20 protein-coding genes are annotated in these 25,091 nt (G+C 49.1%); 6 read left to right on the forward strand and 14 right to left on the reverse strand.

Features of this window, described 5'->3' with window-relative positions:
* Positions 1-3 precede the first annotated feature (3 nt).
* Positions 4-1,239, reverse strand: a complete 1,236-nt coding sequence (locus tag PV02_RS12435; protein WP_256623736.1) for an ORC1-type DNA replication protein — start codon at positions 1,237-1,239, stop codon at positions 4-6.
* Positions 1,240-1,869: 630 nt separating this feature from the next.
* On the opposite strand from PV02_RS12435, the gene mfnA reads away from it, so the two are divergent.
* The 3 genes from mfnA to PV02_RS12450 all read left to right on the forward strand — a co-directional run bounded on the left by mfnA (position 1,870) and on the right by PV02_RS12450 (position 5,769).
* Entirely contained in the window at positions 1,870-3,030 is a 1,161-nt protein-coding gene (gene mfnA, locus PV02_RS12440; RefSeq protein ID WP_256623737.1) for a tyrosine decarboxylase MfnA, read from the forward strand.
* Between the two features lie 212 nt (positions 3,031-3,242).
* A complete protein-coding gene (locus PV02_RS12445; protein WP_256623738.1) occupies positions 3,243-4,334 on the forward strand; it encodes a CBS domain-containing protein in 1,092 nt (363 codons plus the stop codon).
* Between the two features lie 28 nt (positions 4,335-4,362).
* Complete coding sequence (locus PV02_RS12450) at positions 4,363-5,769, forward strand: TraB/GumN family protein (RefSeq protein WP_256623739.1); 1,407 nt, start codon at positions 4,363-4,365, stop codon at positions 5,767-5,769.
* Positions 5,770-5,776: 7 nt separating this feature from the next.
* Here the strand turns inward: PV02_RS12450 and PV02_RS12455 are convergent, their stop codons facing one another.
* From PV02_RS12455 to PV02_RS12465, 3 genes are all read right to left on the reverse strand, one after another.
* The gene (locus tag PV02_RS12455) at positions 5,777-6,373 is read right to left on the reverse strand and encodes a transglutaminase-like domain-containing protein (RefSeq protein ID WP_256623740.1); all 597 of its coding nucleotides are present in this window, start codon (positions 6,371-6,373) and stop codon (positions 5,777-5,779) included.
* A 48-nt stretch (positions 6,374-6,421) separates the two neighbouring features.
* Complete coding sequence (gene fhcD, locus PV02_RS12460; protein WP_256623741.1) at positions 6,422-7,318, reverse strand: formylmethanofuran--tetrahydromethanopterin N-formyltransferase; 897 nt, start codon at positions 7,316-7,318, stop codon at positions 6,422-6,424.
* Between the two features lie 149 nt (positions 7,319-7,467).
* Entirely contained in the window at positions 7,468-9,144 is a 1,677-nt protein-coding gene (locus PV02_RS12465) for a hypothetical protein (RefSeq protein ID WP_256623742.1), read from the reverse strand.
* A 195-nt stretch (positions 9,145-9,339) separates the two neighbouring features.
* Between PV02_RS12465 and PV02_RS12470 the strand changes: the two genes are divergently transcribed.
* The 3 genes from PV02_RS12470 (at position 9,340) to PV02_RS12480 (ending at position 12,363) form a co-directional block, all read left to right on the forward strand.
* Positions 9,340-9,690 (forward strand): hypothetical protein, encoded by a 351-nt coding sequence (locus tag PV02_RS12470; protein ID WP_256623743.1) that lies wholly within the window; start codon positions 9,340-9,342, stop codon positions 9,688-9,690.
* A gap of 566 nt (positions 9,691-10,256) precedes the next feature.
* A complete protein-coding gene (locus PV02_RS12475; RefSeq protein WP_256623744.1) occupies positions 10,257-10,943 on the forward strand; it encodes a hypothetical protein in 687 nt (228 codons plus the stop codon).
* A gap of 307 nt (positions 10,944-11,250) precedes the next feature.
* Positions 11,251-12,363 carry a S8 family peptidase gene (locus PV02_RS12480; RefSeq protein WP_256623745.1) on the forward strand — a complete coding sequence of 371 codons (1,113 nt, stop codon included), beginning with the start codon at positions 11,251-11,253 and terminating at the stop codon, positions 12,361-12,363.
* Positions 12,364-12,546: 183 nt separating this feature from the next.
* On the opposite strand, the gene cooS is transcribed toward PV02_RS12480, so the two are convergent.
* The 10 genes from cooS to PV02_RS12530 form a co-directional block, all read right to left on the reverse strand.
* Positions 12,547-14,451, reverse strand: a complete 1,905-nt coding sequence (cooS, locus tag PV02_RS12485; protein ID WP_256623746.1) for an anaerobic carbon-monoxide dehydrogenase catalytic subunit — start codon at positions 14,449-14,451, stop codon at positions 12,547-12,549.
* 103 nt (positions 14,452-14,554) lie between these two features.
* Positions 14,555-16,159: a sensor histidine kinase gene (locus PV02_RS12490; RefSeq protein ID WP_256623747.1), complete on the reverse strand. Its 1,605-nt coding sequence runs from the start codon at positions 16,157-16,159 to the stop codon at positions 14,555-14,557.
* 314 nt (positions 16,160-16,473) lie between these two features.
* Entirely contained in the window at positions 16,474-17,571 is a 1,098-nt protein-coding gene (gene dinB / locus PV02_RS12495; RefSeq protein WP_256623748.1) for a DNA polymerase IV, read from the reverse strand.
* 80 nt (positions 17,572-17,651) lie between these two features.
* The gene (cysK, locus tag PV02_RS12500) at positions 17,652-18,575 is read right to left on the reverse strand and encodes a cysteine synthase A (protein ID WP_256623803.1); all 924 of its coding nucleotides are present in this window, start codon (positions 18,573-18,575) and stop codon (positions 17,652-17,654) included.
* A 63-nt stretch (positions 18,576-18,638) separates the two neighbouring features.
* Positions 18,639-19,631, reverse strand: a complete 993-nt coding sequence (locus tag PV02_RS12505) for a serine O-acetyltransferase (RefSeq protein WP_256623749.1) — start codon at positions 19,629-19,631, stop codon at positions 18,639-18,641.
* Positions 19,632-19,812: 181 nt separating this feature from the next.
* Positions 19,813-20,151 (reverse strand): DUF4346 domain-containing protein, encoded by a 339-nt coding sequence (locus PV02_RS12510; protein ID WP_256623750.1) that lies wholly within the window; start codon positions 20,149-20,151, stop codon positions 19,813-19,815.
* A gap of 55 nt (positions 20,152-20,206) precedes the next feature.
* Positions 20,207-21,499 (reverse strand): hypothetical protein, encoded by a 1,293-nt coding sequence (locus tag PV02_RS12515; protein WP_256623751.1) that lies wholly within the window; start codon positions 21,497-21,499, stop codon positions 20,207-20,209.
* Positions 21,500-21,676: 177 nt separating this feature from the next.
* Positions 21,677-22,378: a class I SAM-dependent methyltransferase gene (locus PV02_RS12520; RefSeq protein WP_256623752.1), complete on the reverse strand. Its 702-nt coding sequence runs from the start codon at positions 22,376-22,378 to the stop codon at positions 21,677-21,679.
* Positions 22,379-22,470: 92 nt separating this feature from the next.
* Positions 22,471-23,670, reverse strand: a complete 1,200-nt coding sequence (locus tag PV02_RS12525; RefSeq protein WP_256623753.1) for an aldo/keto reductase — start codon at positions 23,668-23,670, stop codon at positions 22,471-22,473.
* Between the two features lie 176 nt (positions 23,671-23,846).
* Positions 23,847-24,923: an MBL fold metallo-hydrolase gene (locus PV02_RS12530; RefSeq protein WP_256623754.1), complete on the reverse strand. Its 1,077-nt coding sequence runs from the start codon at positions 24,921-24,923 to the stop codon at positions 23,847-23,849.
* Between the last annotated feature and the right edge of the window lie 168 nt (positions 24,924-25,091).

Below are 25,091 nucleotides of genomic sequence, written 5' to 3' on the forward strand. Positions count from 1 at the left end.
TTATCACAGATGCAGCTGGGTTGTCATCACGGGCTTGAAACCGTCAAGCGGTTTGAGCCTGTAATCCTCGAACAACACTTTTTTGGTGCTTGTAATGGGAACGCTCAGGACTATTTCCTTTGTCCTGCCGTACCTGCCCTTGCTCACGACAACCGCGTTGACGATGCCAAGCATATCAAGCTCGGACATGAGATCTGTCACCCTGCGCTGCGTGAGGATGTCCATATCCACATGCATGCAGAGCTGGCGGTACACGTTATAGACCTCACCTGTCGTAACATTCCTGTAACCGTTGTTCCTCAGGAGCATGACACTGTAAAGGGCCAGCTTGGACTGGGTGGGAAGGGTGCGCACAACTTCAATGACACGATCGATCTCGATCTTCTCCTGCGCGGTCTTTACGTGCTGTTCCTCGACACGGGACTTGTTCTCACGCTCGGCAATCTCCCCTGCAACCCTGAGAAGATCCAGTGCACGCCTGGCATCACCATGTTCCTGAGCAGCGAATGCGGCACACAGGGGGATGACCATTTCATCAAGCGCATTTTCCTTGTAGGCCATCTGAGCCCTCTCCCTGAGGATATCACTGATCTGTTCGGCATCGTAGGGCGGGAAAATGATCTCCTCTTCTCCCAGGGAACTCTTGACCCTGGGGTCCAGGAACTCCGTGAATTTCAGATCGTTGGAAACACCTATCATACTGACCTTTGCCTGCTCGAGGTCGGTGTTGATCCTGGAGAGATTGTAAAGGACGTCATCGCCTTTTTTGATAAGCTTGTCGATCTCATCGAGAATTATAATGATAACCTGTTTTTCAGAATCAATAGCTTCCTTGAATTTTGCAAAGACCTGATCCGTCGGCCAGCCCGTCATCGGGACATCCTCGCCGAACTGTCTTGAGAGATTGGCCAGAAGCCTGTACTGGGTGTCGATCACTTCACAGTTGAGGTAGACCACTTTACAGGAAAGCCCCAGGGATTCGCCTTTCCTTTCAAGCTCGATACCCACATGGCGGGTCACAGCTGTTTTTCCGGTGCCTGTTTTACCATAGATGAGAATGTTCGAGGGGGTATCTCCTCTCAAAGCCGAGACCAAGATAGAAGCAAGACCATTTATCTGATCGTCCCTGTGAACCAGTGAATCCGGAGTATAAGAATGCCTTAAAACCTCCTTGTTTTTAAAAATAGGTTCGTTTTCCAGTAACTCCTGAAATAAACCATCCAATGACTTATTTTGCATTTTTGCGTCACCCTGATAAACTCATAATAAAGCACATTTAGCACACCAATTTTTCAGGAACAATGCCACCATAAATAACAGAGGGTTTTTCATCCGTTTCCCTTTTTGTTCCAAAGGATACATAGGAAGGGTAGGTTATTAACGGTTATGGTTAAGACCCCTTTGTTTCAAGTGGAGCACTGCAGCAAAATGAGAAGGCAAAAGAAAAGCAAATCCGGAGACAAGAAAACTCCTGTCCGGAATAGAAACTGGAACAAAATTGATGGTTATTAATATTTCATGTGGAATTAAACCCCTTTATTTCAACTGGAGCTTTTATAAAGAAGAGAGACCCCATGATTTCAAATGGAAACCAAAAAAAAGCTGCAAACAACTTTTTTAACATTTAAAAAAAACCTGGCAGTGTAAGTATAGAGTTGTTAGTATATATAATTTTCTTTCATCTTAATACAAATAATCCGAAGCAAAATTCCTCCATTGGACTCCAGTAGAAATCATGGGGTAGCTCTCAGAGCTATAATCAAGTCAATTTTTTGAGGCGCCATTTCCCGGAGCAGTTCCCGGAATCAAATTTGAACACAGTGTTTGAACACAATTCTTTTAAATATCCTCTAATATTCATCTGTCCAGATGAACGAAACCGGATTGAGTGAAGAAGAGATTATCTCCCTTCTTGGCGATGCGAAATCAAAGGACTTCAGCTACGATCGTGTCCTCAGTTCCATGTGCACCACTCCTCATGCCGTTGCTGTCAAAGCTCACATGCAATTCATTGAGTCCAATATGGGAGACTTTGGTCTTTTCAAAGGAACTCATGCAATGGAAAAGGAAGTTATACGGATGACCGGGAACATGCTTCACTGTCCCGGTGCAGAAGGCTATCTTACCACCGGAGGAACCGAGTCGAATATCCAGGCAGTACGTTCCATGAGAAATCTGCATGAGCGAAAAAATTCCGGCCCAAGGCTTAATGTCGTTGTGCCTGCTTCAGCTCACTTCTCCTTTGACAAGATCTCTGATGTCCTTGACATTGAAGTCAGGAAAGCTTCTCTGGACAGGGATTTTAAAGCCTCGGCGGAAGCAATGGCATCTCTCATAGATGAGAATACAGTTGGCCTTGTTGCAATTGCAGGTTCCACAGAATTCGGCCAGGTGGATCCTGTTGAGGAAATATCAGGACTTGCACTCAAACACGGCCTTCCCCTGCACATAGATGCAGCCTTCGGAGGTTTCGTGCTTCCCTTCCTTGAGGAAAAGCATGCATTTGACTTTTCCCTTCAGGGTGTCACCTCAATTGCGGTCGATCCCCATAAGATGGGCCTGAGCACAATTCCCGCAGGCATCCTGCTTTTCCGGGATTTCAGGCATCTTGACTGCCTTAAGGCTCATGCCCCCTATCTTACGGTAGACAGCCAGTACACTCTCACAGGTACCCGCAGCGGAGCAGCTGTTGCGGCTACTTTTGCAGTCATGAAGTTCCTGGGAAAAGAAGGCTATACAGCGACTGTCTCCAGATGCATGGAAATGACCCGTTATCTTATCAGGGAAGCTTCAGTACTGGGCGTTGAACCTGTCATCGATCCTGTAATGAATGTCGTAACTCTGAAAGTTCCTGATCCGGCTTTTATCAGGAGCACCCTTTCCAGGGAATACAACTGGCATGTTTCCATCACAAGAGAGCCAAAAGCGCTGCGCCTTGTGATAATGCCTCACATGAGCCGTGGGATGATCGATATGTTCGTTTCAGATCTGGCCAAAGTAGTGGAAACCGTCAGGCATCAGAGAAGATAAACCAAAATAAGTAAGTGAGGGGAGAGGCTGATCGTACCTTGCCTAGAAGCGCGTAAGGCATCTGTACTTCCAGCCTGCGTTAAGTTGTAATATGACTTTTGGGTATATACTCATGATCCAAGCAGGGTGAAAGTATTTTCATGCCCGACCTACGCGCCATACTATACTAACTTTCGATAAAACTATATATGAACGTAATCTAACATCACGTTATGAGGACATCTTTAAAGATCGGGACTATAATAGGGATACCTGTCAAACTCCACATTACCTTCTTGCTGATAATGCCTGTCTTTGCCTTTGTTTTTGCCACAACGGTACCTCCTTTGGGTTTTGCAGGAACTGCCTCTCCGGCCATGGTCTATGTCCTGTCACTGATAACAACGATCCTGCTCTTTACCTGCGTGCTGCTGCATGAGCTGGGACATTCATATATTGCCAAAGGTTTCGGCGTGGAGATCAAGGACATAACCCTGCTGCTCTTTGGAGGTGTCTCTTCCATGGAGGAGATCCCAAGGGTACCTTCCCAGGAACTGAAGATGGCCTTTGCGGGCCCCTTTGTAAGCTTTGTGATAGGGGTCGCGTTGCTGCTGTTTAATGTGCTGCTGGCTTCCTATATGGCAGGCTACTCTGCCACCTCGGTGTTCCTCATGCTCAACATCCTGGGTTCCATCAATATCGTACTTGGGCTTTTCAACCTGCTGCCGGCTTTCCCCATGGACGGCGGGCGCCTTCTCAGGGCATGGTATGCAAAGAGGATGAGCTATGTCAAGGCCACTCACTATGCGGCCTCCTTCGGAAAGATGTTTGCCTTCCTCATGGGAATATTCGGCCTGTTCTTTAATCCCTGGCTCATCCTGATAGCGTTCTTCGTTTACATCGGTGCTTCAGAGGAGGACAGGGCCACCACAGTCACTGTGCTGCTGGAAAGATACAAAGTCAGGGAAATAATGTCCCCTGAGGTTGTCGGCGTCTCTCCTGACATCAACGTGGAAGAGCTTTCCAAATTCATGTTCGAGAAAAAACACCTGGGTTATCCCGTGCTCAAGGGTAATTCTTTAAAAGGGATTGTGACATTTACGGATATACGCAATATACCACCGCATGAGCGCTATGCAAAACTTGTGTCTGATATCATGACCAGGGACATTATATCTGTGAATCCCCAGGACCCTGCATCCGAGGCATTCAAGGTCATGACCCGGAACAATATCGGGCGTGTACTGGTAGTGGATAACGGGGAGCTTGTAGGGATACTCTCAAGATCGGACCTCATGCGGGCCATGATGTTGCTAAATGAATGATCCCAAGGGGATTCCAAGAGGATGAGAATTGAATAAGTCCAGTAATTATGATGATTCCCAGGGCACGCCTTACATGTACTCCCATAATAGTGCAAGCGGCAGCTTTGACCCTGAGAACATTGAAACGGGCCACACAGTTTCTTCTGACAGGGAAACGGGAATCGAGTTTGTCAGGGAGATCATCCCGCAGCCAGCAGGTCAGGTGGGAGCTGATGGGCCTCTTCCGCCGACGGAAATTATTATCGTCGGAACCGCCCACGTATCCGAAAAGAGTGTCAGGGAAGTCAATGACACCATAAGTCGTGTAAAACCCGATATTGTTGCTGTGGAATTATGCCGGGCCAGGTATGAGTCCATCAAGGGCAATGTGCAGAATGCCCAGATCCCTGTGAAAGAACTGCTCAAGGGGGGTAAGATCTACTTCTATATCGTGCACATGCTGCTCGCCCATATCCAGAAGAAGTTTGCTGACCAGATGGGTATCCAGCCCGGAGCCGAGATGATCGGAGCCATCGAGGCCGCGGAAGCCAGTGGTGCGCAGGTCCTGCTCATTGACAGGAATGTGCAGGTCACTCTCCAGCGTTTCTGGAGCAAGATGGGATTCATTGAGAAGATAAAGATGATGGGAGGCCTTCTTGCTGCAGTGCTGGGTATTGGCGGCACCAAGAACATAGATATGGATACAATCACCAACCAGGATATAGTATCGGTCCTTGTCGAGGAGTTCAGGGGCAGCTCCCCCAATGCTGTCAAGGTACTTATCGATGAGAGGGATGCCTACATGGCCAGGAACCTCTTGAGGGCCGCCGGCACCGGAGGAAAGAAGATCGTCGCTGTTGTAGGGGCAGGTCACAGGGCCGGCATCCAGCGTTATCTTGAGAATCCGGCCTCCCTTCCCAAGGTGGAATATGACGTCGAAGCTCCAAAGAAACGCTTCAGCCTTGCCAAGCTGCTGGGATTTGCCATCGTAGGTATTGCCATTGCGACCTTTATACTGCTCCTGCTGTCAGGCGTTCCGTTTGAGACGATGATGGTCGCCTTTGCCTGGTGGTTCATCATCAACGGCGTGCTCAGTGCAGCAGGCGCCCTGCTTGCCAGGGGACATCCGTACTCCGTGCTCACGGCCTTTTCGGTGGCCTGGCTGACATCCCTGAATCCCATGATGGCTGCAGGCTGGTTCGCAGGACTCACCGAGGCGAAGTACCGCAATCCCACAACTGATGATTTCAAGACTTTGATAGATGCTGACTCCACCAGCGAGATGATGAGCAACAACCTCTTCAGGGTCATACTGGTGGCAGCACTGGCAAACCTCGGTAGCATGGCCGGCACATTCCTGGGAGTCTACGTGATGCTTGAAGTCACAGGAATAGACCCTAAGGCAATGATACAGGCAGGGATAAGTGCAGGTCTGACAGCCTTGGGACTGGGATGACTCAGTATTATTTCTTTTTTGAGATCACAGGGATATCAGGCATATTGTCATAAAGCTCAGCGTAGTTGTTGTACCTGCTTAGTGCTTCGACAATGACCGGAAGCGGGTCCGCCCATATCTCTGGCAGGTCAGCCTCTCCTTCTGCTTTTATATAATACGCCAGCTGCTCGTGGGGCGGGCAGAACTGTGCATTCACTCCTTCCTTGCTTCCCCTGGGATCCGCACGATACCATCCGATCCCCTCCAGATACACGGCGTTGAGTCCGTGCAGGCAAAACGGAGCACCGTCATCGTTCCTGCTCAGGCGCTGGTAGCAGAGCCCTGCAGGTATGGAGTTTGCCCTGAGGAGGGCTGCCAGCAGGTGACTTTTTGCATAACAGTAGCCTGTGCCATGCTCGAGAACCTCCGAGGCCTTCAGCGTGACCGGGTTCATCCGGTAATCGTGGCTGTGCCTGATCTCGTCCCGGACCCACTCAAAACAGCTTCTGGATATTTCCATGGGTTCCTTGCTGTCCCCTGCGATCTCCTTTGCCTTCTTCAGGATAGCGGTGTGGTTCCAGTCTATGATAGGTGTCGGTCTGAGATACTCTTCAAGTGATGCCATGATTCCTGATGAAGATATGAATGAAAAAAGAAGTAAGAAGAAAGAACCTCATACGAGGTCTTTCAGGTGGAACTGGAATTTGCCGAGCTTGCCGCCGTAGTTGCCTGCGGTGATCTTCTTGACGCCGGGGACTGTGGTGGCTGCCTTGATACCGACCTGCATGGCCTTCTTGATAGAGGCTTCGTCAAGGCCGTTGATGACCAGCTCGAACACTGCCTTCACATCGGCAGGGATCTCGGTGCCTTCAACCTTGTCCCTGATGGTCGGGCAGAACTTCTCGTTGGCAGTTGCCTTCATGAACTTGGCGTACTTGTTGGAGCCTGCCTTGGAGCCGCTGGCAACTATGCCTCCCGGGAAGGGGGTGATGGTGCCTTCGAGTTCCTTGATGGTGTCCACGGCTACCTCTGCTGCCGTGAGTGCGGTCATCTGGCTGTCACCGAAGATGAAGAAGTTACCGCCTGCGATACCTGCAACTGCGCCGATGTTCTCTTCCACAAGGAAGTCCCCGCCCATGATGGGGATGCTGTGCATCTTGCGGCCTTCTATTTCCTTTACGGACTCCATGCCGTCCCCGAAGAATTTCAGCTTGAAGCCGACATTGAACTGCTTCTCGGCTGCCGGGAGGCCGTTAAAGACTGCTGTTGTCGGGGCTGTGAGCACGCACTGCCCGAGGCGCTCAAGGAGCTGGTGCTCCAGTGCATCGTATCCGAAGGTGCATATCTGGATATAGTATCCCGGCCTTCCGTCGGGTGTCTCCTGGGGGCTTGCGTATCTCTCGATGCCTGCCTCGGCGGGGCACATGATAACAGATGTACCGAACCCTGTTGCTTCCAGTGCTGCGACTTCTGCCCAGCGCTTTGTTGCTGCCGTGATGAGCACTCTTGCGATCTTGATCGAAAACGCTTCAGCAAAAGTATCTTCTATTTCTACTCCGTTGATTTCCATAATGATCCCTTTTTAAAGCCTTATATCAGGTTTAAGCTTACTTCCAAGCTTATATTAATCCGGAATTTGCCATAGAGAGTTACGTGCAACGTAACAACTACAGCATATTAGAACACTATTGCAGTACATATATCCTTCGAAAAGGGGGCCTACTGTCCGCCTGAGCTTCTGTAGGTCTTCTCAAAGAGCGCGAACATTTCCCTGTCCAGCTCCCTGTACTTGGCTATCTCGAAAACAGCATCATTGACCAGTACTGCAAGTGACTCCCTTTGAGACAGGCCAGCCAGGGTCTTGGAGGACATGGCGGTGGACTCAACCATCTGCTCCTTGATAGAGGCCTCACACACCTGCATCAGAGCATTTACGGATGCTGAGGCTTCCTCATCCAGGTTCCTGTCAGCAGCACACAGGCACAGATGCTCAATATGTGAGATGACGGCAGAAACCTTGTCATCAGAATGCTTCCTCGCGGCGGTGACGCCAATATCCTTAAGGCAGCCTGCTACCTCAGGGTATGAGTGCTCACCGAATATGTCTCCGGTCTCCCTCAGTGCAGCGATCACTGTCCGGAGAGCATCATCCCTCTTCCTGTCAGATGATTCCTGTACGGCTTTTATGCAGATGTCCCGGAGAGCTATGATTATATGCTTTTCAGCAGCTTCCAGCCTGTTCTCCTTCACCGCGGCTGCGATACCGACAAGAGCCTTGCGCACATGCTCAAGTGTGCTGACATCCTTATTAGCTGCGGCATCCAGTGCAACCGATCTGAGGAAACTGACTGCCTTTTCCACAGGCTCGATCATCTTCTGCCTGGCCGCTGTCTGGCCTATCCTGCCTGCGGATATAACGAACTCGTGCCTGGGAGTGGAATCCTGGCTGCCGGCCAGGGCACTGTACACACCCTTAAGCGTGTTTGCGCTTTTCACGAGGTATATCCTGCTTTCCGGATCAATGTCGTCCCTTACCTTGTAGGTTGTGAAGAGATTGTGCATATGCTCTATTATCTGGAGCACTGCACCTTCCATATTCCTTTCGGCGCACTTGATACCCAGATCCCCGAAAGTGCTCACGATCTCTTTTGTGGCATTGATCTTATTCTCTTCATCCGTAAAGGTCCCCAGCCTGTAGAGATGCGCATTCAGGTGCCTGATTACCAGGGAATTCTTTCCCTCAGACAGAAGTACTGTTGCTCCAAGTGCTGCAAGAGCACGTATTCCCTTTATTGCGGTAAGCTCATCGTTATTTCTCAAGGCCCCGCGAATGATATCGATAACCGGTTGAAGGGGATCGAAGGCTGACTTGCCGCTATCTATCCTTCTGTAGTCCTCGTTCATCTGGTAAGTATTAAGGTCCTTTGTGATGTCAAGGAAATCCTGGTCTATCCTTTCGTTACTGAGATAATCCGCAAAGAGGAAGCCTGCAACAGAAAGCAGCAGAGAGGCTGCAAGCAGCATTATTATCCCGGTAATATCGGCAGTCCCCAGGACATGCAGTATTGACAGGGAGAGTATAAAGGCTCCGAGGATGTAAGAGAATGTGCTTCCCAGAACTTCATTCCTGCCCGGCAGCCAGAGGCATATTGCCCAGATGACTGCAAAGCCAGCGGCAAACAGGATGTTGCTGTAGAAGTACTCCATTTCCTGGCTTCTCAGCAGTGTGATAATGAATGCAAGCTGGATCGCGATCGCACCTATGGCCAGGTCCGCACCTATATCCCTGATGCCTATCTTCAGCTTGTTCTTTGCAATGATATCAATGAGCAGGAAAGTTGCTATGACGCCAATTATCAGCCCGGTGTCAACGACATTTGTGATCAGGATCTGCATAGAACTATATCTTCTATTTTTAATTATATATATATATTGAAAAGATAGCAACCTTACCTCTGTTCAGGCCTCATGACCCGGTTCACATGTATCTGTTGTGAAAAGTACATCCCGAAAGATTAAGGATATCTGTGGGAAAACCGGACGACCATAGCAATGTTTATCTATATCCGCTCGCTCTGAACCTATTAACAGGTGACGCAAAGGAATGATATCGATAGAACGTATTACAGGGAAGTCACCGGATCTGACTGGCGCAGGGCCTTCCTGTACATTCTTGCATACTCTGTCATGCTCATCACTGCATCGGCTTTGCTGCTGCCTGAAAACTGGCTTCTCTGGCTTGCGGTAATCGCTCTTGGGACCTACCTCCTGATTGTGTGGCATACGGAGAACTATGCATATCAGTGTTCCAATTGCGGCAAAAGTTTCGGTATATCCGTCATTACCAACTTGCTGGGGCCAAACGGGGGCACAAGAAAGTACCTTAAATGTCCTGATTGTGGCAAACGCTCCTGGGCCAGGATACTGGCCAAAAGGAAATGATCAGCTGCTTCGATGCATTCTGGCATATCAGACTTTTCTCAGATTAACCCAGAAGATGCTGCTCCTGCCCAGGGATTGTCGTCAACATTTCATGGTAAGTGAATAGTGTACTTTCTATAAACATTTAGAGCAGTTAAAATTTCATTGCTGCCTAAGTATCCTTTGCCATCTCAATCTCGTAAAGCAGATAGGTGACATCCAGCTTTCATGTGATCCTTTAAAACTAAATTATTTTACCACAAAAAATAATTTTTTTAAAAACATAGGATTAATTGAGTTTAAAATCTGCATTTACTAATGCAAAACACAAAAAAATTGTTCAATTAAGAATTATTTCTAGTATAAGCTTAAATTTCATTATGTAATCTAAAATAAATTTTATAAATAAAAAAAAATTAAAAATTATTTTATAGAACTACCCACTTGTTACATATGTGTGAGGAGTCCAGGCAGATTTGACGATGAGACTGAACTCCTCATGCCCAAAGGCATGGTTATGTTTTGCTTTAATTAGCATTAAAGCTTGCGTGATCTTGCCTCAGAATAAGTACAAAAGAGGTAAGAAAATGAAGAATAACAGAATAAGAATTGCTTCGCTGTTAATGGCGATGCTGATTTTAAGCATGGTTTTTGTACCTGCAGTTAGTGCTAAGGCAGAAGTGTCTAATGTTGAAAAGGAAGTAGAGAAAAAAGTCAAAGATATTACAGATTTATCGCAAGACTTAGAGATAGAATGGGTCACTAATACGGAATCACAAAAAGAATATTATGCAACTGCTCAAATAGATGGAGAATATAAAACCTATTTTGCAAGTCATTGGCAAGAAGAAATTGATGGAAAGGCTGTATGGAGATTTAACATAGTTGAAGTAAATGAAGAAAAATCAATTACAGCATCCAGTATTTCTTTTGGCAAGGGTTCCTACTACTGGACAGATAGTTCTGGGCTCCATCTGCATTTTAGTTCAACAGATAAGCAGTCGATCAAAGAAATGTCACAAGCAACGATGGTGCTAGTAGCTGCTATTATTGTGGCAGTATGCCCACCAGTTGGAGCATATGCGACTGTTTTTATAGCTGCCCTAGCTATAGTAATAATAGCGGTTGATTATATCGAATCAAACTCAGATGGAAGTATAGATGTATATATCTCGTACACTCAGTTGGCCTTAATTCCAGTTTATGTTCTTAAGTCAGGAACACAATACCTTTCTGTGAAAATAGGGTCACATTATTATAAAGTACCATTATGAAGATAATCTATGAATTATCTTCTTTTTTTAGAAGGAGGTAAACAAATGAAACCATTGATTTGGAAAATATTCTCTATTTTTCTGCTATTCATCCAGTTATTGATATATTTAAATATAAATTCATGGGAAGCACAAGCAAAATTAGGATTCGGTGAACTTGTATTTGCTGTCGGGTTGTTTTTGGGACTACTATTAGGTATATCATTAATGAACGCAATTGGTAAGTAGCCAAAACTATAAGCTGTTTAAGGGTGACAACATTCATGCTCGAAGGAAAGCAATTATTGCATCGGGCTTTTATTACTAGATGGGTGAAAAAGTGAGTACAAAAGTAATGTACTTGACGATTATCCTGATTGTTTTATTGGCAACTCCTGTTGAATCCAAACCTGTAATAATAGGATTCAAGGAGAAAGTAAACCCAATAGTCATTGAAGCATACATGATAACAAATTATACAATGCATAAAGAGATTAAAGCGATTTCTACTGACATCTCAGAATCCACTTTTTGCAAACTCAGAACTGACAAAAATATTCGTTATGTAGAGGATGATATTACAGTTCATGTCGAAAAAAAGAATTTGCAACCACTTCAAGAAGCTGAGTGGGGAATTTATTGCGTAAATGCACCTCAAGCGTGGACAAATTGCACCGGAAAAGGTGTAAAAATAGCCATTATCGACACAGGCATCAGCAAAAAGCATCCCGATCTTACTGTAAGTGGAGGAGTGAATCTAGTAGGTACAGCACAAAATAAAAAGTGGGATGATGACAATGGGCATGGCACACATGTTGCTGGTATAACTGGTGCTTGTAATAACTCAATAGGGGTTGTAGGTGTAGCATATGATTCCGAATTATATGCAGTCAAAGTTTTGGATAGTAATGGCAATGGACAGATATCAGATGTAATAGAAGGCATAGAATGGGCTATGGAAAATGATATGGACATAATTTCCTTGAGCCTTGGTACTAACCTATACTCACAGGCGTTGGAAGATGCTTGTGAAGTTGCTTACAACTCAGATATTCTCTTAGTTGCCGCAGCAGGTAATAGTGGGAACGGAAACCCGGATACAAATGATGTTGATTATCCTGCTAAATTTGATTCCGTAATAGCCGTTGCAGCGATAGACTGCAATAATGATACATCAATCTGGAGTGCGGACGGAACCGAAGTAGAGTTAGCTGCACCTGGTGTTGATATTTACTCTACTTATTTAGAAGAAGGCTATTTTACTAGTAGCGGTACATCAATGGCAGCACCTTTTGTAAGTGGTGTTGCCGCACTGATTAAAAGCGAAAATCCGTCTTTCAGTTCAGAGGAAATTCGAAATCTACTGGCTTATAATGCAGTTGATTTGGGAGCTATCGGGAAAGATGGAACTTTTGGATTTGGACTGGTGCAGGCGGGTTGAATTAGAAGTTAGTGAAAGAGCGCAAAGGTGCAGGAAAGCGAAGACGCAGAGAAATTCCCTTACGTCTTTACATCCTGGAATCCTTGCGTTTATTCTTATTGAAATAGGTTTTCTACGGAACTGAAATTTGTTTTTCCTGGTGTTTTCGATTCAAATATTGAGAAAAGAAAAAGCCGGGAATCGTCAGATTCCCAGCCTGTGGCGCCTGCTTTCGATGTGTTCCATCATCGAATCGACGGCTTTGACCGTATCGATTTCCACATTCAGCAGTCCACCTGTAACGTCTTTGCAATCCTGCGTGAGCAGCTTTACAAGACTGGGAGCCCCTGTCACGGTCGGCACGGGATTCACGTGTGTATAAAGTCCCAGGGCAAGGGTAAAAACAGCATCTATGGTTGCTTTCTGTTCCATGTATTCGGGAGCGGTGGCAACGACCGGAAGGTCGGTCAACGGTACTCCCCCGAGCCCGTCCGATACTGCAGCCAGCAGGTCCGCCAGTCTGCCGGTGTCGGTGCATGTCCCGTAGCTCAGTACGGGAGGAACCCCAAGCGCTTCGCAGACACTCTTCAGACCCGGGCCTGCAAGCTCTTTTGCTTCCGGACTGCACAATCCGGCGACCTGTACGGCCCCGTTGCCGCATCCCATGGAGAGTACTAGCACATCACGCCTGATCAGTTCTCTAACGACATCCACAGTGTGGGAATCATGTCCGTAGTCCCTGAGAGTGGTGCAGGACACCATGCCGGCTATTCCTCTCAATGTCCCGTCCTTGACGGCGTCCAGCAGGGGATCGAGTTTCCCGCCCAGAGCATCGAGTATGCTCTCGGTGGAAAATCCCACGACAGCTTCCCTTACCGGCAGGCCTGTGACCGGCACGACGGCCACTCTTCGTTCTTTGAAGTTATCGATCCCCATCCGGAGAAGTTTACCCGCCTGCTCGCGTGCTTTCTGTGGTATGTAGTTCAACCGTTCCGTCACACCCTCGAATGAAATAAGGTCGCTCACAGGTATCAGTTTGAACTTATACTTTTCGGCATACAGTGGATCAATTGGCATGGAGCAGTTCATATCGGAAACAAAAACATCCACGCAGCCGCTGGCAAGTACCGCTTCCTGCATGATCCAGTTCCCGGTGAAACCGTAGAACACATCATCCATCTTCCATCTCTGGATCATCTCCTGTCCTGTCTCGATGTTGGCAATAACTCTCAGTCCTTTTGCTCCCACTTCCTTTGCCTTGTCCTGCCACTCCTGCTCCCTTGCAAGCTGCACCATGGCAAATCCCAGGAAAGGTTCGTGACCGTTAGGCAAAACATTCACATAATCAGGGTCCAGTACACCGAGGTCCACGCGCATGTTGTGCGGTCTGGGAATGCCGTAGATCATGTCCTGGCAATATTCATTGACTATCTGGCTCTGGTAGCCCATCGCGATTCCGAGTTTCATTGCCTTGAGCGCCAGGCTGACATAATTGCCGTCAACATTGGTCAGGCAGGAACTTGTAGCCCGCATCATCTCGGTATGGATGCCGCCGGGAAAGATGCCAAGTTCTTTCCATAACTTCTGCCGCTCCTCCGGGGCAAGCAGTTCGACGATCCTGCTCGGTTGCCCGTATTCCCTGTCAAAGTCATCTTCAACGAAATCACAAAGTCTCAGGGCAACGTCTTTCACATCGCCACTGGTGTCGATGCCCAGCCTGCCTGCAAAGGTCCGCAGTTTTCCTTCCTCGCGAATCTCGAAGGGAGTTTCCCCCTTTGCGGTTGCCCTCAGGGTCTTTACTGTCTGTGCCGTGTGATAATGGTAAGTGGAGGCTCCCATCACATTGCGCAAAAGCATCATGCGCATTGCCATCCCGTCTGCCGTTATCCCGCAAACCCCTCTCTTGTCCTTTGCCGCATTGGCACGACAGGGCCCATTGGAACACAGGTCGCAGCGGATGCCTTCCTGGCAAAAGGTACATCTTTTGTCCGGGTTACCTCCCAGTCCCTGGGCCTCATAGCGGTCCCAGACATTTGTCATGCCGTCTTCCTTTATACGCCTGTAAACCGTACGTACTGAATCATGATATGATATCCTGTCGTCTTCCACATCAATACCCCATTGATTTTTACGCAGTTATCTAAACCCGCTTATCTTATAAGCTCACTACATAGTGGGGTAGAAGCGGATAAAAACCCTTTGGGAGCCGAGATTATCGCTCAGGAAGATCATTCTGCTTTTTCAGTGCAACCCAGAAGATGCTGCCTCTGCCGAGCGGATTGTCATCGACGCCTGCCTTGCCCATATGAAGATCCACAATTCTCTTCACAATAGCAAGCCCGAGGCCGCTACCCTTTACGCTTCCCTTGTCCGCCCTCTTGAACCTTTCGAATATCCTTGGCTTGTCCCGGTTACTGATGCCCGGGCCAAAGTCAGTTACCTGTATCCTGTACTCGTCCCCGAGATCCTGGATACTGATGATTATCCTCTCTTTTTCGGGGCTGTACTTGATAGCATTGGACAGCAGGTTGATGAACACCTCTTCCAGCAGCGGACTGGCTTTTACAGTACAGTTGCAGACAGGGTTGAACACAAGTGAGATCCCCTTCTTATCCATATCGTCCCTTACAGCCCTCACAGCTCTCTCTATTATGGGGGCAATGTCCTGCTCTTCGAAATTGATGTCTGCTATGGATTCCAGTTTAATGAACTTTGCAGCGGACTCCATCATCTCTATGAGCTTTTCGTTGTTCCTGTGGACCTTTTCGAGCAGTTTTATCTTATCCTCGTCATCTTCCTGGATAAGCAGTTCCTCTGTGAACCCGCGGACGACATTTGCAGGATTGAGAAGGTCGTGGGTAAGTATGTCCGTGAACAGCACCTTCAGCTCAGTGCTGGATTCAAGCTCTTTCGCGTACCTGTGCAGGTTCTCTTCGTTCTCCCTGCGGTTAACTGATTCAGCAAGCACGTTGGCCACCGACTGCATGAAATGGATATCATCCTCGGTAAACACCCTGCTCTGCCCGGTGTGCACGCTCAGCGTCCCGAAGGGCCTGTCCCTGCACCCGATGAGCACATCCATGCCGCTCACCAGCCAGTGCTCCCTGAGCAGGGAATAGCCGCTGAACCTGTCCCTGGTTTCCCTGTCCATGACTGCCGCCGGTTCGCCTGCATAGAGGGTATAGCAGAGTATGTTGCGTGAGTCATCCTCAGCCTGCCGGTTCCTGACTTCCTTATCTTCTTCCCAGCCGACCCCCGCGATCATCACGTCGTTCCCATCTTTCCCCTGCTGCGTTATCCTGCAATACTCCACATCAAGGGTCTTTGCAACAAGTCTGACAGCCTCCTTCATCAGGCTGTCCAGTTTCTCACCTGAAAGCCCCTCTTGTCCCAGCTTTGCAACCGCAGCGTGCTGGCTCTCACGCATTCTGAGAACACTCTCGACATGCTTGCGCTCGCTGATGTCCTTGGTATGCCTTACCACCATGGCGACATTGTGCCCTTCCTCAAAAACAGGAGAGAGTTCCACGGATTTTATCCTGCCGTCAAGAGGGTCCTCGATCTCGTACTTGCGGCACTTACCTGTAGTGAGCACTTCCAGCATATAGCAGGGTTCGCACGGTGTTGCGCGTTTCATGAGGCAGCTGTAACAATAGGGATAACCCTGCTTGTCCCGTGCAGAAACAGAGTCACAGTGATTCCAGTTGCTCACAATGATCCGCATGTTCCTGTCAATAACAGAAATGTGATCCTGGACCGATTCCAGCACTCTCCTGAGCATCTCAAGCTGGAAATCTTTCTCATTTTCGTTTTTCATCTCATAGACTGGAATAGCTATCCCTCTTGAACTGGTACATATAACTCAGTGAGTAAAAAGTCCTCCTTTTTTTTATTATTTATATGTATTCCATGGAGCCGGAATGATGATAATCATCATTAGCATATTTTCAGGCAGGTCACAAACCAGATTCTTCAAATATCCGGAATTCACCCCGCACGGTTTGCAGAAGAGCGCGTCAGCATCACGTCCTTGATATCTGCACTTACTGCACTCTTTCTTTGAGCCGGCTCGCTCCTGTCCTCCATCTTCACCTGAGGCTCTGTTATCCGGGAGCCTGCTGTCAGGGAACATCATGCCCCCGCGAAGTCGAACAGGCTTTTCTGTCCCATCCTCTCGTTGAGGCTACCCACCATCACTCCAATGCGCCTGAAGTCCATGGATGTCTCGGCCAGGAACTGGCGCATGAGCTCCCTGGAGATCTCCTGCAGGGCCCGCCTGTCGGCCAAGGGATGGCTCAGTGTCCTGCTCTTCGTGGATGTCTTGAAATTTGAGAAAATGACTGTCACGGTGACGGACCTGAAAGATACTTTGCGTGCATCGGCCCTGTTCATCACATCATCGGTAAGCTCCTCCAGTAGTGAGAATACCATCTGCCAGTTGCGCGTATCGTGCTTGAGGGAGGCCATCCTGCCGATCTGGTCGCTGGCATCCCTTTCCCTGACGGGCGTCTCATCGATGCCGGAAGCTGCTTTCCTGAGCCAGGTGCCCCTGTTCTTCCCGAAGACGTTCACAAGTTCCTGTATATCGTGCCCTTCCAGGTCCGCCACTGTCCTGATGCCCATTTCCGCAAGCTTTTCCTCTGTCACCCTGCCGATGCCCCAGAGCTTGCTCACAGGCATGGGCCTGAGGAAATCCTGCACTTCTTCCGGCCTTACGACGGTTATCCCGTCAGGCTTGCGGAAGGAGGAAGCCATCTTGGATATCAGTTTATTCGGGCCGATACCCACGGAGCAGGTAAGGTTCTCCTGCGCCTTGACTTCTTCCTTGATACGCATCCCTATATCCCTGGCAAGATTAAAATCGGATTCGGAGGAACGTGTGATATCAAGAAAAGCTTCATCTATGCTGACCCGCTCAAACGCTTCCTCGCTGTCAGCATAGGAGCGCAGTATGGTCATCACTCTTTTTGAAACTTCTTCATAGAAGCCCTTGCGTACAGGAAGGAACACGGCATCAGGCTTAAGGGACCTGGCCTGCCGGCAGGGCATGGCTGCACGTATGCCCGCTCCCCTGGCAACATAATTGCAGGTGCTCACAGCGCCTCCTTCCTCTCCGCGGTTGGAGTACATGCACACAACCACGGCCTTACCCCTGATGTCAGGGTCTTCCCGCTCCTCTATGGCGGCGTAGAAGTAGTCCATGTCCACATGGATTATCACGCGTTGCATCACATTGATTTGGGCGGGAGACTTTTTATGGTTAACTCCCGCTCACTTTCAGAACTGACCCCGAGGGAAATAGTCTCATCTCAGTCCGCAAGGGCCGTGCTCAGGTACCTCTCTCCTGTATCAGGCAGCACCACCACTATGAGCTTGTTCTTGTTCTCCTCCCTCCTGGCCACTTCCAGGGCGGCGTAAAGGGCTGCACCACAGGATATCCCTCCGAATATCCCTTCCTTCTTTGCAAGCTGCCGGGCAGTCTCAAAGGCATCCTCGTTACTGACCTGGATCACTTCATCAACCACGTCCATGTTCAGGACATCAGGTATGAAACCTGCACCAATGCCCTGTATCTTATGAGGCCCCGGCTTTCCCCCGGAAAGTACGGGTGAATCCTTTGGTTCTACTGCAACTGCCTTGAAGGCGGGCTTGCGGGACTTGATAACCTCCGATACACCTGTAATGGTCCCACCGGTACCTACGCCGGCCACCAGGATATCCACAGCCCCGTCCGTATCGTTCCATATCTCCTCAGCGGTTGTACGGCGGTGTATATCGGGATTTGCAGGGTTCATGAACTGGTGAGGCAGGAAGGCCCCAGAAGTCTGTGCAGCCAGTTCCTTGGATTTCTCAACAGCACCGGCCATTCCTCCGGGACCGGGGGTAAGCACTATTTCCGCTCCAAGGACCTTGAGGATCTTCCTCCTCTCCATGCTCATGGTCTCGGGCATGGTGAGTATGAGCCGGTATCCTCTGGACGCGCAGACGAAAGCCAGTCCGATGCCGGTATTACCAGATGTGGGCTCAATGATGACCGTATCCTTGTTAATGAGGCCCTGTTTTTCAGCTTCTTCTATCATATTGAGGGCGATGCGGTCCTTGACAGAGCCAAGAGGATTGAAAGCCTCCACTTTTCCCACGACTGTTGCATGGCATCCCTCGGTTATCCTGTTGAGCCGCACAAGTGGCGTGTGGCCGACGGTCTTTGTAATGTCACTATATATCTTCCCTATTTTAACAACCCCTGATATCGATCAAACTAATATTGGAATTAACTGTTTAAATGCTAAACGTTCTCATATTATGTAATCAGGAAAGAGATGCCCGTACTTACCTTTGAATACAAGACGCGGCTCCTCGATCAGGACCTTCGTGTCCTGAGGGACCGACCTGGTTATCCAGACGCTCCCGCCAATAACGGAGCGTTCTCCAATGACAGTATCCCCTCCCAGGATGGTGGCATTGGAGTAGATTATCACGTTATCCTCTATGGTTGGATGACGCTTCTTTCCCCGGATTATCTCCCCGCTCTCGTCCCTGGGGAAACTGAGAGATCCCAGGGTCACTCCCTGGTAGATGCGGACATTGTCGCCTATCTCGCAGGTCTCCCCGATGACAACACCGGTGCCATGGTCGATGAACAGGGCCTTGCCTATCTTTGCCCCCGGATGGATATCAATGCCAACGGCGCTATGGGCGTATTCTGTCATTATACGGGGCAGTATCGATATTCCCTGCTGATGCAGTTCATGGGCGACCCTGTAGACAGTGAGTGCAAAGATACCGGGATAACTGAAGATAATCTCGTCAAAGCTTTTGGCTGCAGGGTCACCGTCGTAGGCAGCCCTGACATCCGATGCCAGCAGGGAGCGTATCATGGGTATCTTCTCCAGGAATGTAATGGTCTCCGCCTGCCCGCGGTCGATGCACTCAGAGCAGTTCTCCTCTAACCTGCTGCAGTCATGGATGATACTGTTGCTTATCTGCTCCGATAGCAGCTCAAAGAGCTTTGTCACCTCGCTTCCGAGATGATAGCGCAGGTTGTTCCTGTCAAGGGTCTGCTCCCCGAAGTAACCCGGGAAGAGAATATCCTTTACCAGGCCGATTATCTTTATCATGGACTCCCTTGAGGGTATCACTGCTGCATCAACATGGTCAAAGCAGTCCCTGTCGTAACAACTGCTGACAACAGAATCAACCACACGGGGTATCTGAGAACGGTACCTGTTGTCCACCAGCGATTTCAGGATGGCGCATCTTCTTTGTTCTGTTTCTGCTTCAATGACCATATTCTTTCCTTCCGGATTACTATTGCAATCAGTAATTTCATTGCAATACCTTATAATGTTAACGCTGTTAACAGTGTTTAGACATCAAGTATGCTTTTTCCTGCAACTTCAGGCATTATTCCGGCTATGCCCGTATATCCCCATGTACCCATTATCGGTTATTGCATTTAAGAACTTTGAACTATTTCTGTATATAACCAAACCCTGCTTTCATCGCTATCTCCGCCCTTGTCAGTTCCTGGCCCAGGTAGGCGGCGTGGTTCAGCGTGCTAACCCATCCGTGCCTGACAAGCATCCGGTAGATGGACTGCGCATCCCTTCCTTCGATGACCCTGAGCAGTTCCTTGTCATAGGAATAGTGCCTGGCCAGAATGACCATTCTTTCATGAAGGGGCACGATAACAAAGTATCCTGCTCTGTCCAGTTCAAGCTTTCCGGGCTCCTCAGCCTGAATGACAGGAGCATTAGTAGTGTCCGGATGCTCCCCGTTACTGTGAGGTTCTTCTGTCCCATTTTCCATATTGCCACCAGCTTTAAGATATTATTCAAGCCCTGCATACAGCTACTCATATAGTTCATCTGTCAGGATGCCAGCGCTGCATGTGCTCTGCATGTGTTCTCAGGTATGCTCCTTTTTCATAGAACCTGTCATAGAAATCCAGGTCCAGGTGGTGGGCCTGCAGGTAGGGCAGCACGAAAATGCTGGGCACTGTGCCGGGGAATTTGCCGAAGGTATCGTATATGTACTGAGCCTGAAGGGCTGCACATTCCCTGAAATGCTCATCCGGGACCTGCGCGCTGCTGCGGACCTTTGGCGTGTCCCTGTAGTATCCTGGTGTTCCGGTATTGAAGGGACCTCCGGGACCGAACTTCCTTTCCATCAGGGCATTCACGGCCCGACGCATATCCGGATAATGAGGCGGGGTAAAACCTTCAAAAATGCCTTCCAGGCCGGTAGGATTCGGGAAATGCCAGCGCTCGTCGGTATCGTACCTGAAGCCCAGTCCCTTTACCTTTGGGTTCCCGCTTGCCCCGAGCATGGAATAGGGGTCTATACCATCGAACATCCATCCTCCAAGACCCATGGCCTGCAGCATCAGCATACCGGCATAACACGACGTGCTGAGCTCGGCTGTCAGCTCGCCAAGGGACCATGTCTCAAGGAAGGTCAGCGGGTATGGCGCCTCCACGTTCACTATATCGGAGAACTGCTCGATTCCCTCTATCTGCCTCCCGTTCACGTCGTCAAAGAAACAAATACCGTTCTGCACGTAATAGCAGATCCCTGCAAGTACATGCTGGGCAAGGTCACCCACAGGAATGAACAATGTAGTGCCCGGCTTGTTGACAACCCAGCTATTGTGAGCTTCCACATGCGGTGTCTCGGGAGGCAGTTGCAGGCGGCTGTCGTAGACCTTTCGCACACGGCTCCTGTGCACCTCCATGAGCTTATCAGGGTCAAATGTGCCATCCTCATTCCTTTCAGCCATGGCGGGCGCGTCCCTTGTCCTGAACAAGTACACGCCCTCATCGTCGGTAAAGAACAGCTCGCTGGTATGGAAACCTGCTGCCGAGGGATATGTTCTCCCTCCGGCAGTGCAGGCGTAGTTTGAAAGATATGGAGCGTAGCGCCGTGCCCTCATTATGAGATTGTGCCAGCCTGTATTCCCTGCCATTGCCGTGAGCAGTACCATCTGCTCGATCTCAGATAGCGGCACTGGTTTGTGTTTTGACGTATACCTGAAGTAACCGTCAGGTATCGATGCCCCCATGAAGAAGCGGCGCGCCCTTCTCCCGAAAAGCGCATCAGAAAGTCTGAAGTTCATTATATCTTCAAAGCCGGGTGGAAACCTAGTTGTCTCTCCCAAGATTGTTCCTCCCCTAGTTTGTCAGGAATGGGGACCAGCGCCATAAAGCACGCTCAGAGAAAATCCTGAACGGTGGTCCCATATGATTGGGATCCTGATCCTTACTCCCATTAAATCTTGTCGTGCATGGAATTTAAGACTGCTGGGAAGTGCCCTGCAAAACTCACGCCGGAAGCGTCACTTGATGCAGTAGAAACCCGCCTGCATGTATGAGTACCAGAATAGTTCCACAGACCTGAACCCTGTTTCCCTCAGGAGTTCCAGATGTTCCTCGACTGTTATGGGGAAGTACTCGGTGCCAAAGCGCTCAAGATGCTGTTCTGTCTCCTCCTCACTTCTGCCCTGTGCCAACTGGAAACTGCCCCAGTATCGCTTTCCTACGGCGACCCCTTCTTCTGTCAGTGGCCTGATGTTCTCGAAGGTGATGAAGATCCCGCCATCCCTGAGCAGTTCGTGGCACACCCTGACAGCCCTGGCCCGCTCCCTGCGGCTGAGATAGTGGTGGCACTGAATGGCTGTGATTATGTCAGGCTTTTCGTCAAGTTTCCCGGAGAACTCCTGGGTTGGTGAAGCCTTCAGGAATTCCAGTCTCCCGGAAGTGCAGGATGAGAGCTTTTCCCGGGCCTGCTGCAGCATGCCTTCCGAAGGGTCCAGCAAAAGGAACTTCGTATCAGGGAACTGTCCGATCGCCCTGGAGACCAGCGAGCCGGTGCCGCATCCGGTATCCAGCCAGACCTTCGGCGCAGAGGGCAATGATCTGACAAGGTTGATGGTTTCCTGATGGAAGCATGAATAATAGGGGAGCATCGTGGATATCTTGGTATCGTAGTCCTCAGGCATGTGAGGGGTTTTGTTTTCTGATGATCCTGCGAAAGACATGTATGAATTTGGACTATTTGCTGCCTTATATTTCCTTTGCAGAGGGTCTGTTGTCAATCTTTATATTCCTCACTACGGATTGTCTCTGCTCTTTATATCTGTTTGAACATCTCTCTCGCCATGGCAGCTCTCTGCTCCAGATCAGGCCCTTCAAGTTCTTCCACAACTGATCCGAGAACTGTTGGTATATCAATGTGCTGCGGGCAGTTCTCAGCGCATTGCCCGCACTGAACACACAGGGACGCAAACTCCGGTTCGCCGAGAGCGACAGCGCCGCCTAGCCTTGCAGCATACATGAACCTTTCTCCTTCGGGATTATTTACCAGGTACAAATTGTTGTAATGCTCGAAACATAGGGGAATATTCACACCTGCCGGGCAGGGCATGCAATACTGGCAGCCGGTACATCCTACTTTCATCAGCTCACGATACTTGATCTCCACTCTTTTTACCAGCTGCAGTTCCGCTCCTGTCAGGGAATCCGGATATGCCTGTTCTGCGATCCTTAAGTTCTCTTGAACGTGGACCTCCTCGTTCATACCTGAAAGAACCACTGTGACTTCCGGATGATCCCACACCCAACGGAGTGCCCATTCTGCGGGGGACCTCTTTACCGGGGCTTCGTCCCAGATCTCTTTCACGGCTTGCGGCAGGTTCTTTGTAAGGTTTCCTCCGCGAAGAGGTTCCATGACAATGACCCCTAAGTTCTTTGAGGCTGCGTATTCCAGACCGTCTTTGCCTGCCTGGTTCTTCTCATCCAGGAAGTTGTACTGGATCTGGCAGAAGTCCCAGTCATAAGCCTCCACTATGCGGTTGAAATCCTCCCCTGCACCATGGAAAGAGAAACCAGCGTTTATTATGCGCCCATCCGCCTTTGCGCTGTCAAGGAAATCGGTCACACCCAGTTTTTTGACATTATCCCACAGGTCACCAACGAGAGCGTGTACGAGATAATAGTCAATATGGCCGGTGTTCAGTTTCTCAAGCTGGGCATTCAGGAACCTATCCATGTCTTCCCTGCTCTCAATGAGCCATGAAGGAAGTTTTGTTGCAACTTTTACCTTTTCGCGGTATCCGTCAGCAAGTGCACGGCCCAGAAATGGCTCACTTGCTCCCGTGTGATATGGCCAGGCAGTATCGACATAGTTCACTCCCCGATCGATCGCGTGGCGTAACTGCCTGGCGGCTCTTTCTTCATCTATGCTACCGTCTTCTTTTACAGGGAGACGCATGGCACCAAAGCCAAGTATCGAGAGTTTGTCTCCGCTTTTTGGCATTTGTCTGTATAACATCTTAGTTCTCCTGAATATTAGAATTGTATCAAATAGTGTGATTCGTGACTGACTGAACAGTCATTTATAGATATGGTCTGTGGTATATATTTGCTTTGATTGACTAATCACTCATCGAGTTGCTATAAATTAATTTCTTACTGAGACTATTGATAATTGTGAGCAGAATCTCCAGGTCAGAGGTCCCACCATTCAGTTAGAGGCAGTTGCAGATCTGAATCCAGCATGATCGTTTCACCGATCATTGGGGCTATTATGTTCACTTCCCTTTCATCTGCTTCCTCCAGTACTCTTTCTATCGGCTCGTTCCAGGCATGGCTGGCCAGTGTGAACGCTCCCCAGTGCATAAGCATCATTGTCCTGCCATCTAGGTCCAGATGGGCCTGGACAGCCTGCTCCGGCACCATATGTATGTCCGGCCAGTTGCGGTCATACTGGGCGCCTTCGATCAGGGTTATATTGAAAGGTCCGTACCTGTCCCCGATCTCCCTGAAATGTGGACCGTATCCGCCGTCCCCGCTTGTGTATATCCGGGTCCTGTTTCCCAGAATGGCCCATCCTCCCCATAGTGTGGTGTCGATATTGAACGGATCTCTTCCCGAGCCGTGTCTGGACGGTATCAAAGCAACAGTGAGGCCCTGATACTCCGCTTCTTCCCACCAGTTGAGTTCCGTGACCTTCTCTTCCGGAATACCCCACCGGACCAGATGAGCACCACATCCGAGAGGGACAAAGAAATGCGATACTTTGCTGTTGAACTTTACGAGGGACTGGTAATCTAGGTGGTCGTAATGGTCATGCGTAATAAGAACTGCATCGATCGGGGGCATATCATCAATCAGGTGCAGCATGATATCTTCGCTGTATTCGTACCTGTTTATTCCCACAAGTGAGACCGGTGAGGCAACAGGACTCAGCATGGGGTCTACCAGTAACTTTTTATTGTCCACGCTAAGCAGAAAAGCAGAGTGTCCGAGCCATGTCAGACTATCGTTCTCACTTTCGATCCGCTCCCAGTCGATGGGAGAAACAGGGATCGGGCCGGCAGGGTTGCGGTCTTTGTCCCCGGAAGCAGAATTCCCGTTGATTGATGAGTTACTTGAGCGATTTGCCAAATCCCTTGCTGGCACATCGTTGATGAACTTCCCGTCGATATAATTGTCCGACTCCCGATAAGTTTCTTTCTGTTCCGAGGTTGGAGTTCCGCCGAAAGCCGGGTGTATGCTTATGAACAATACTGTGGCAAAACCCAAGAGAAGTAAAACACAGAATAAATATAGAATAACTTTTCTAAGTTTATTCATATTCTCTCCTTTCTATGATGCTTTATAAATTGTCATCGGGCAAAGTTATCAAATAATGATTCACTCTTGCTTTTCCCTTTATCCTGAAGACGTCATAACTATCAAAACGCTGAGAGA

It is taken from the genome of Methanolobus chelungpuianus, from assembly GCF_024500045.1.
In the GTDB taxonomy this organism is placed as follows: domain Archaea; phylum Halobacteriota; class Methanosarcinia; order Methanosarcinales; family Methanosarcinaceae; genus Methanolobus; species Methanolobus chelungpuianus.

Excerpts from the sequence above, each read along its gene's own strand:
- PV02_RS12490 (WP_256623747.1), bottom strand. The coding sequence starts at position 16,159 with ATGAAAAACGAAAATGAGAAAGATTTCCAGCTTGAGATGCTCAGGAGA.
- PV02_RS12480 (WP_256623745.1), top strand. The coding sequence starts at position 11,251 with ATGGGTGAAAAAGTGAGTACAAAAGTAATGTACTTGACGATTATCCTG.
- mfnA (WP_256623737.1), top strand. The coding sequence starts at position 1,870 with ATGAACGAAACCGGATTGAGTGAAGAAGAGATTATCTCCCTTCTTGGC.
- PV02_RS12445 (WP_256623738.1), top strand. The coding sequence starts at position 3,243 with ATGAGGACATCTTTAAAGATCGGGACTATAATAGGGATACCTGTCAAA.
- PV02_RS12455 (WP_256623740.1), bottom strand. The coding sequence starts at position 6,373 with ATGGCATCACTTGAAGAGTATCTCAGACCGACACCTATCATAGACTGG.
- PV02_RS12435 (WP_256623736.1), bottom strand. The coding sequence starts at position 1,239 with ATGCAAAATAAGTCATTGGATGGTTTATTTCAGGAGTTACTGGAAAAC.
- PV02_RS12510 (WP_256623750.1), bottom strand. The coding sequence starts at position 20,151 with ATGGAAAATGGGACAGAAGAACCTCACAGTAACGGGGAGCATCCGGAC.
- PV02_RS12465 (WP_256623742.1), bottom strand. The coding sequence starts at position 9,144 with ATGCAGATCCTGATCACAAATGTCGTTGACACCGGGCTGATAATTGGC.
- PV02_RS12520 (WP_256623752.1), bottom strand. The coding sequence starts at position 22,378 with ATGTCTTTCGCAGGATCATCAGAAAACAAAACCCCTCACATGCCTGAG.
- PV02_RS12475 (WP_256623744.1), top strand. The coding sequence starts at position 10,257 with ATGAAGAATAACAGAATAAGAATTGCTTCGCTGTTAATGGCGATGCTG.
- PV02_RS12505 (WP_256623749.1), bottom strand. The coding sequence starts at position 19,631 with ATGGTCATTGAAGCAGAAACAGAACAAAGAAGATGCGCCATCCTGAAA.
- fhcD (WP_256623741.1), bottom strand. The coding sequence starts at position 7,318 with ATGGAAATCAACGGAGTAGAAATAGAAGATACTTTTGCTGAAGCGTTT.
- dinB (WP_256623748.1), bottom strand. The coding sequence starts at position 17,571 with ATGCAACGCGTGATAATCCATGTGGACATGGACTACTTCTACGCCGCC.
- PV02_RS12525 (WP_256623753.1), bottom strand. The coding sequence starts at position 23,670 with ATGTTATACAGACAAATGCCAAAAAGCGGAGACAAACTCTCGATACTT.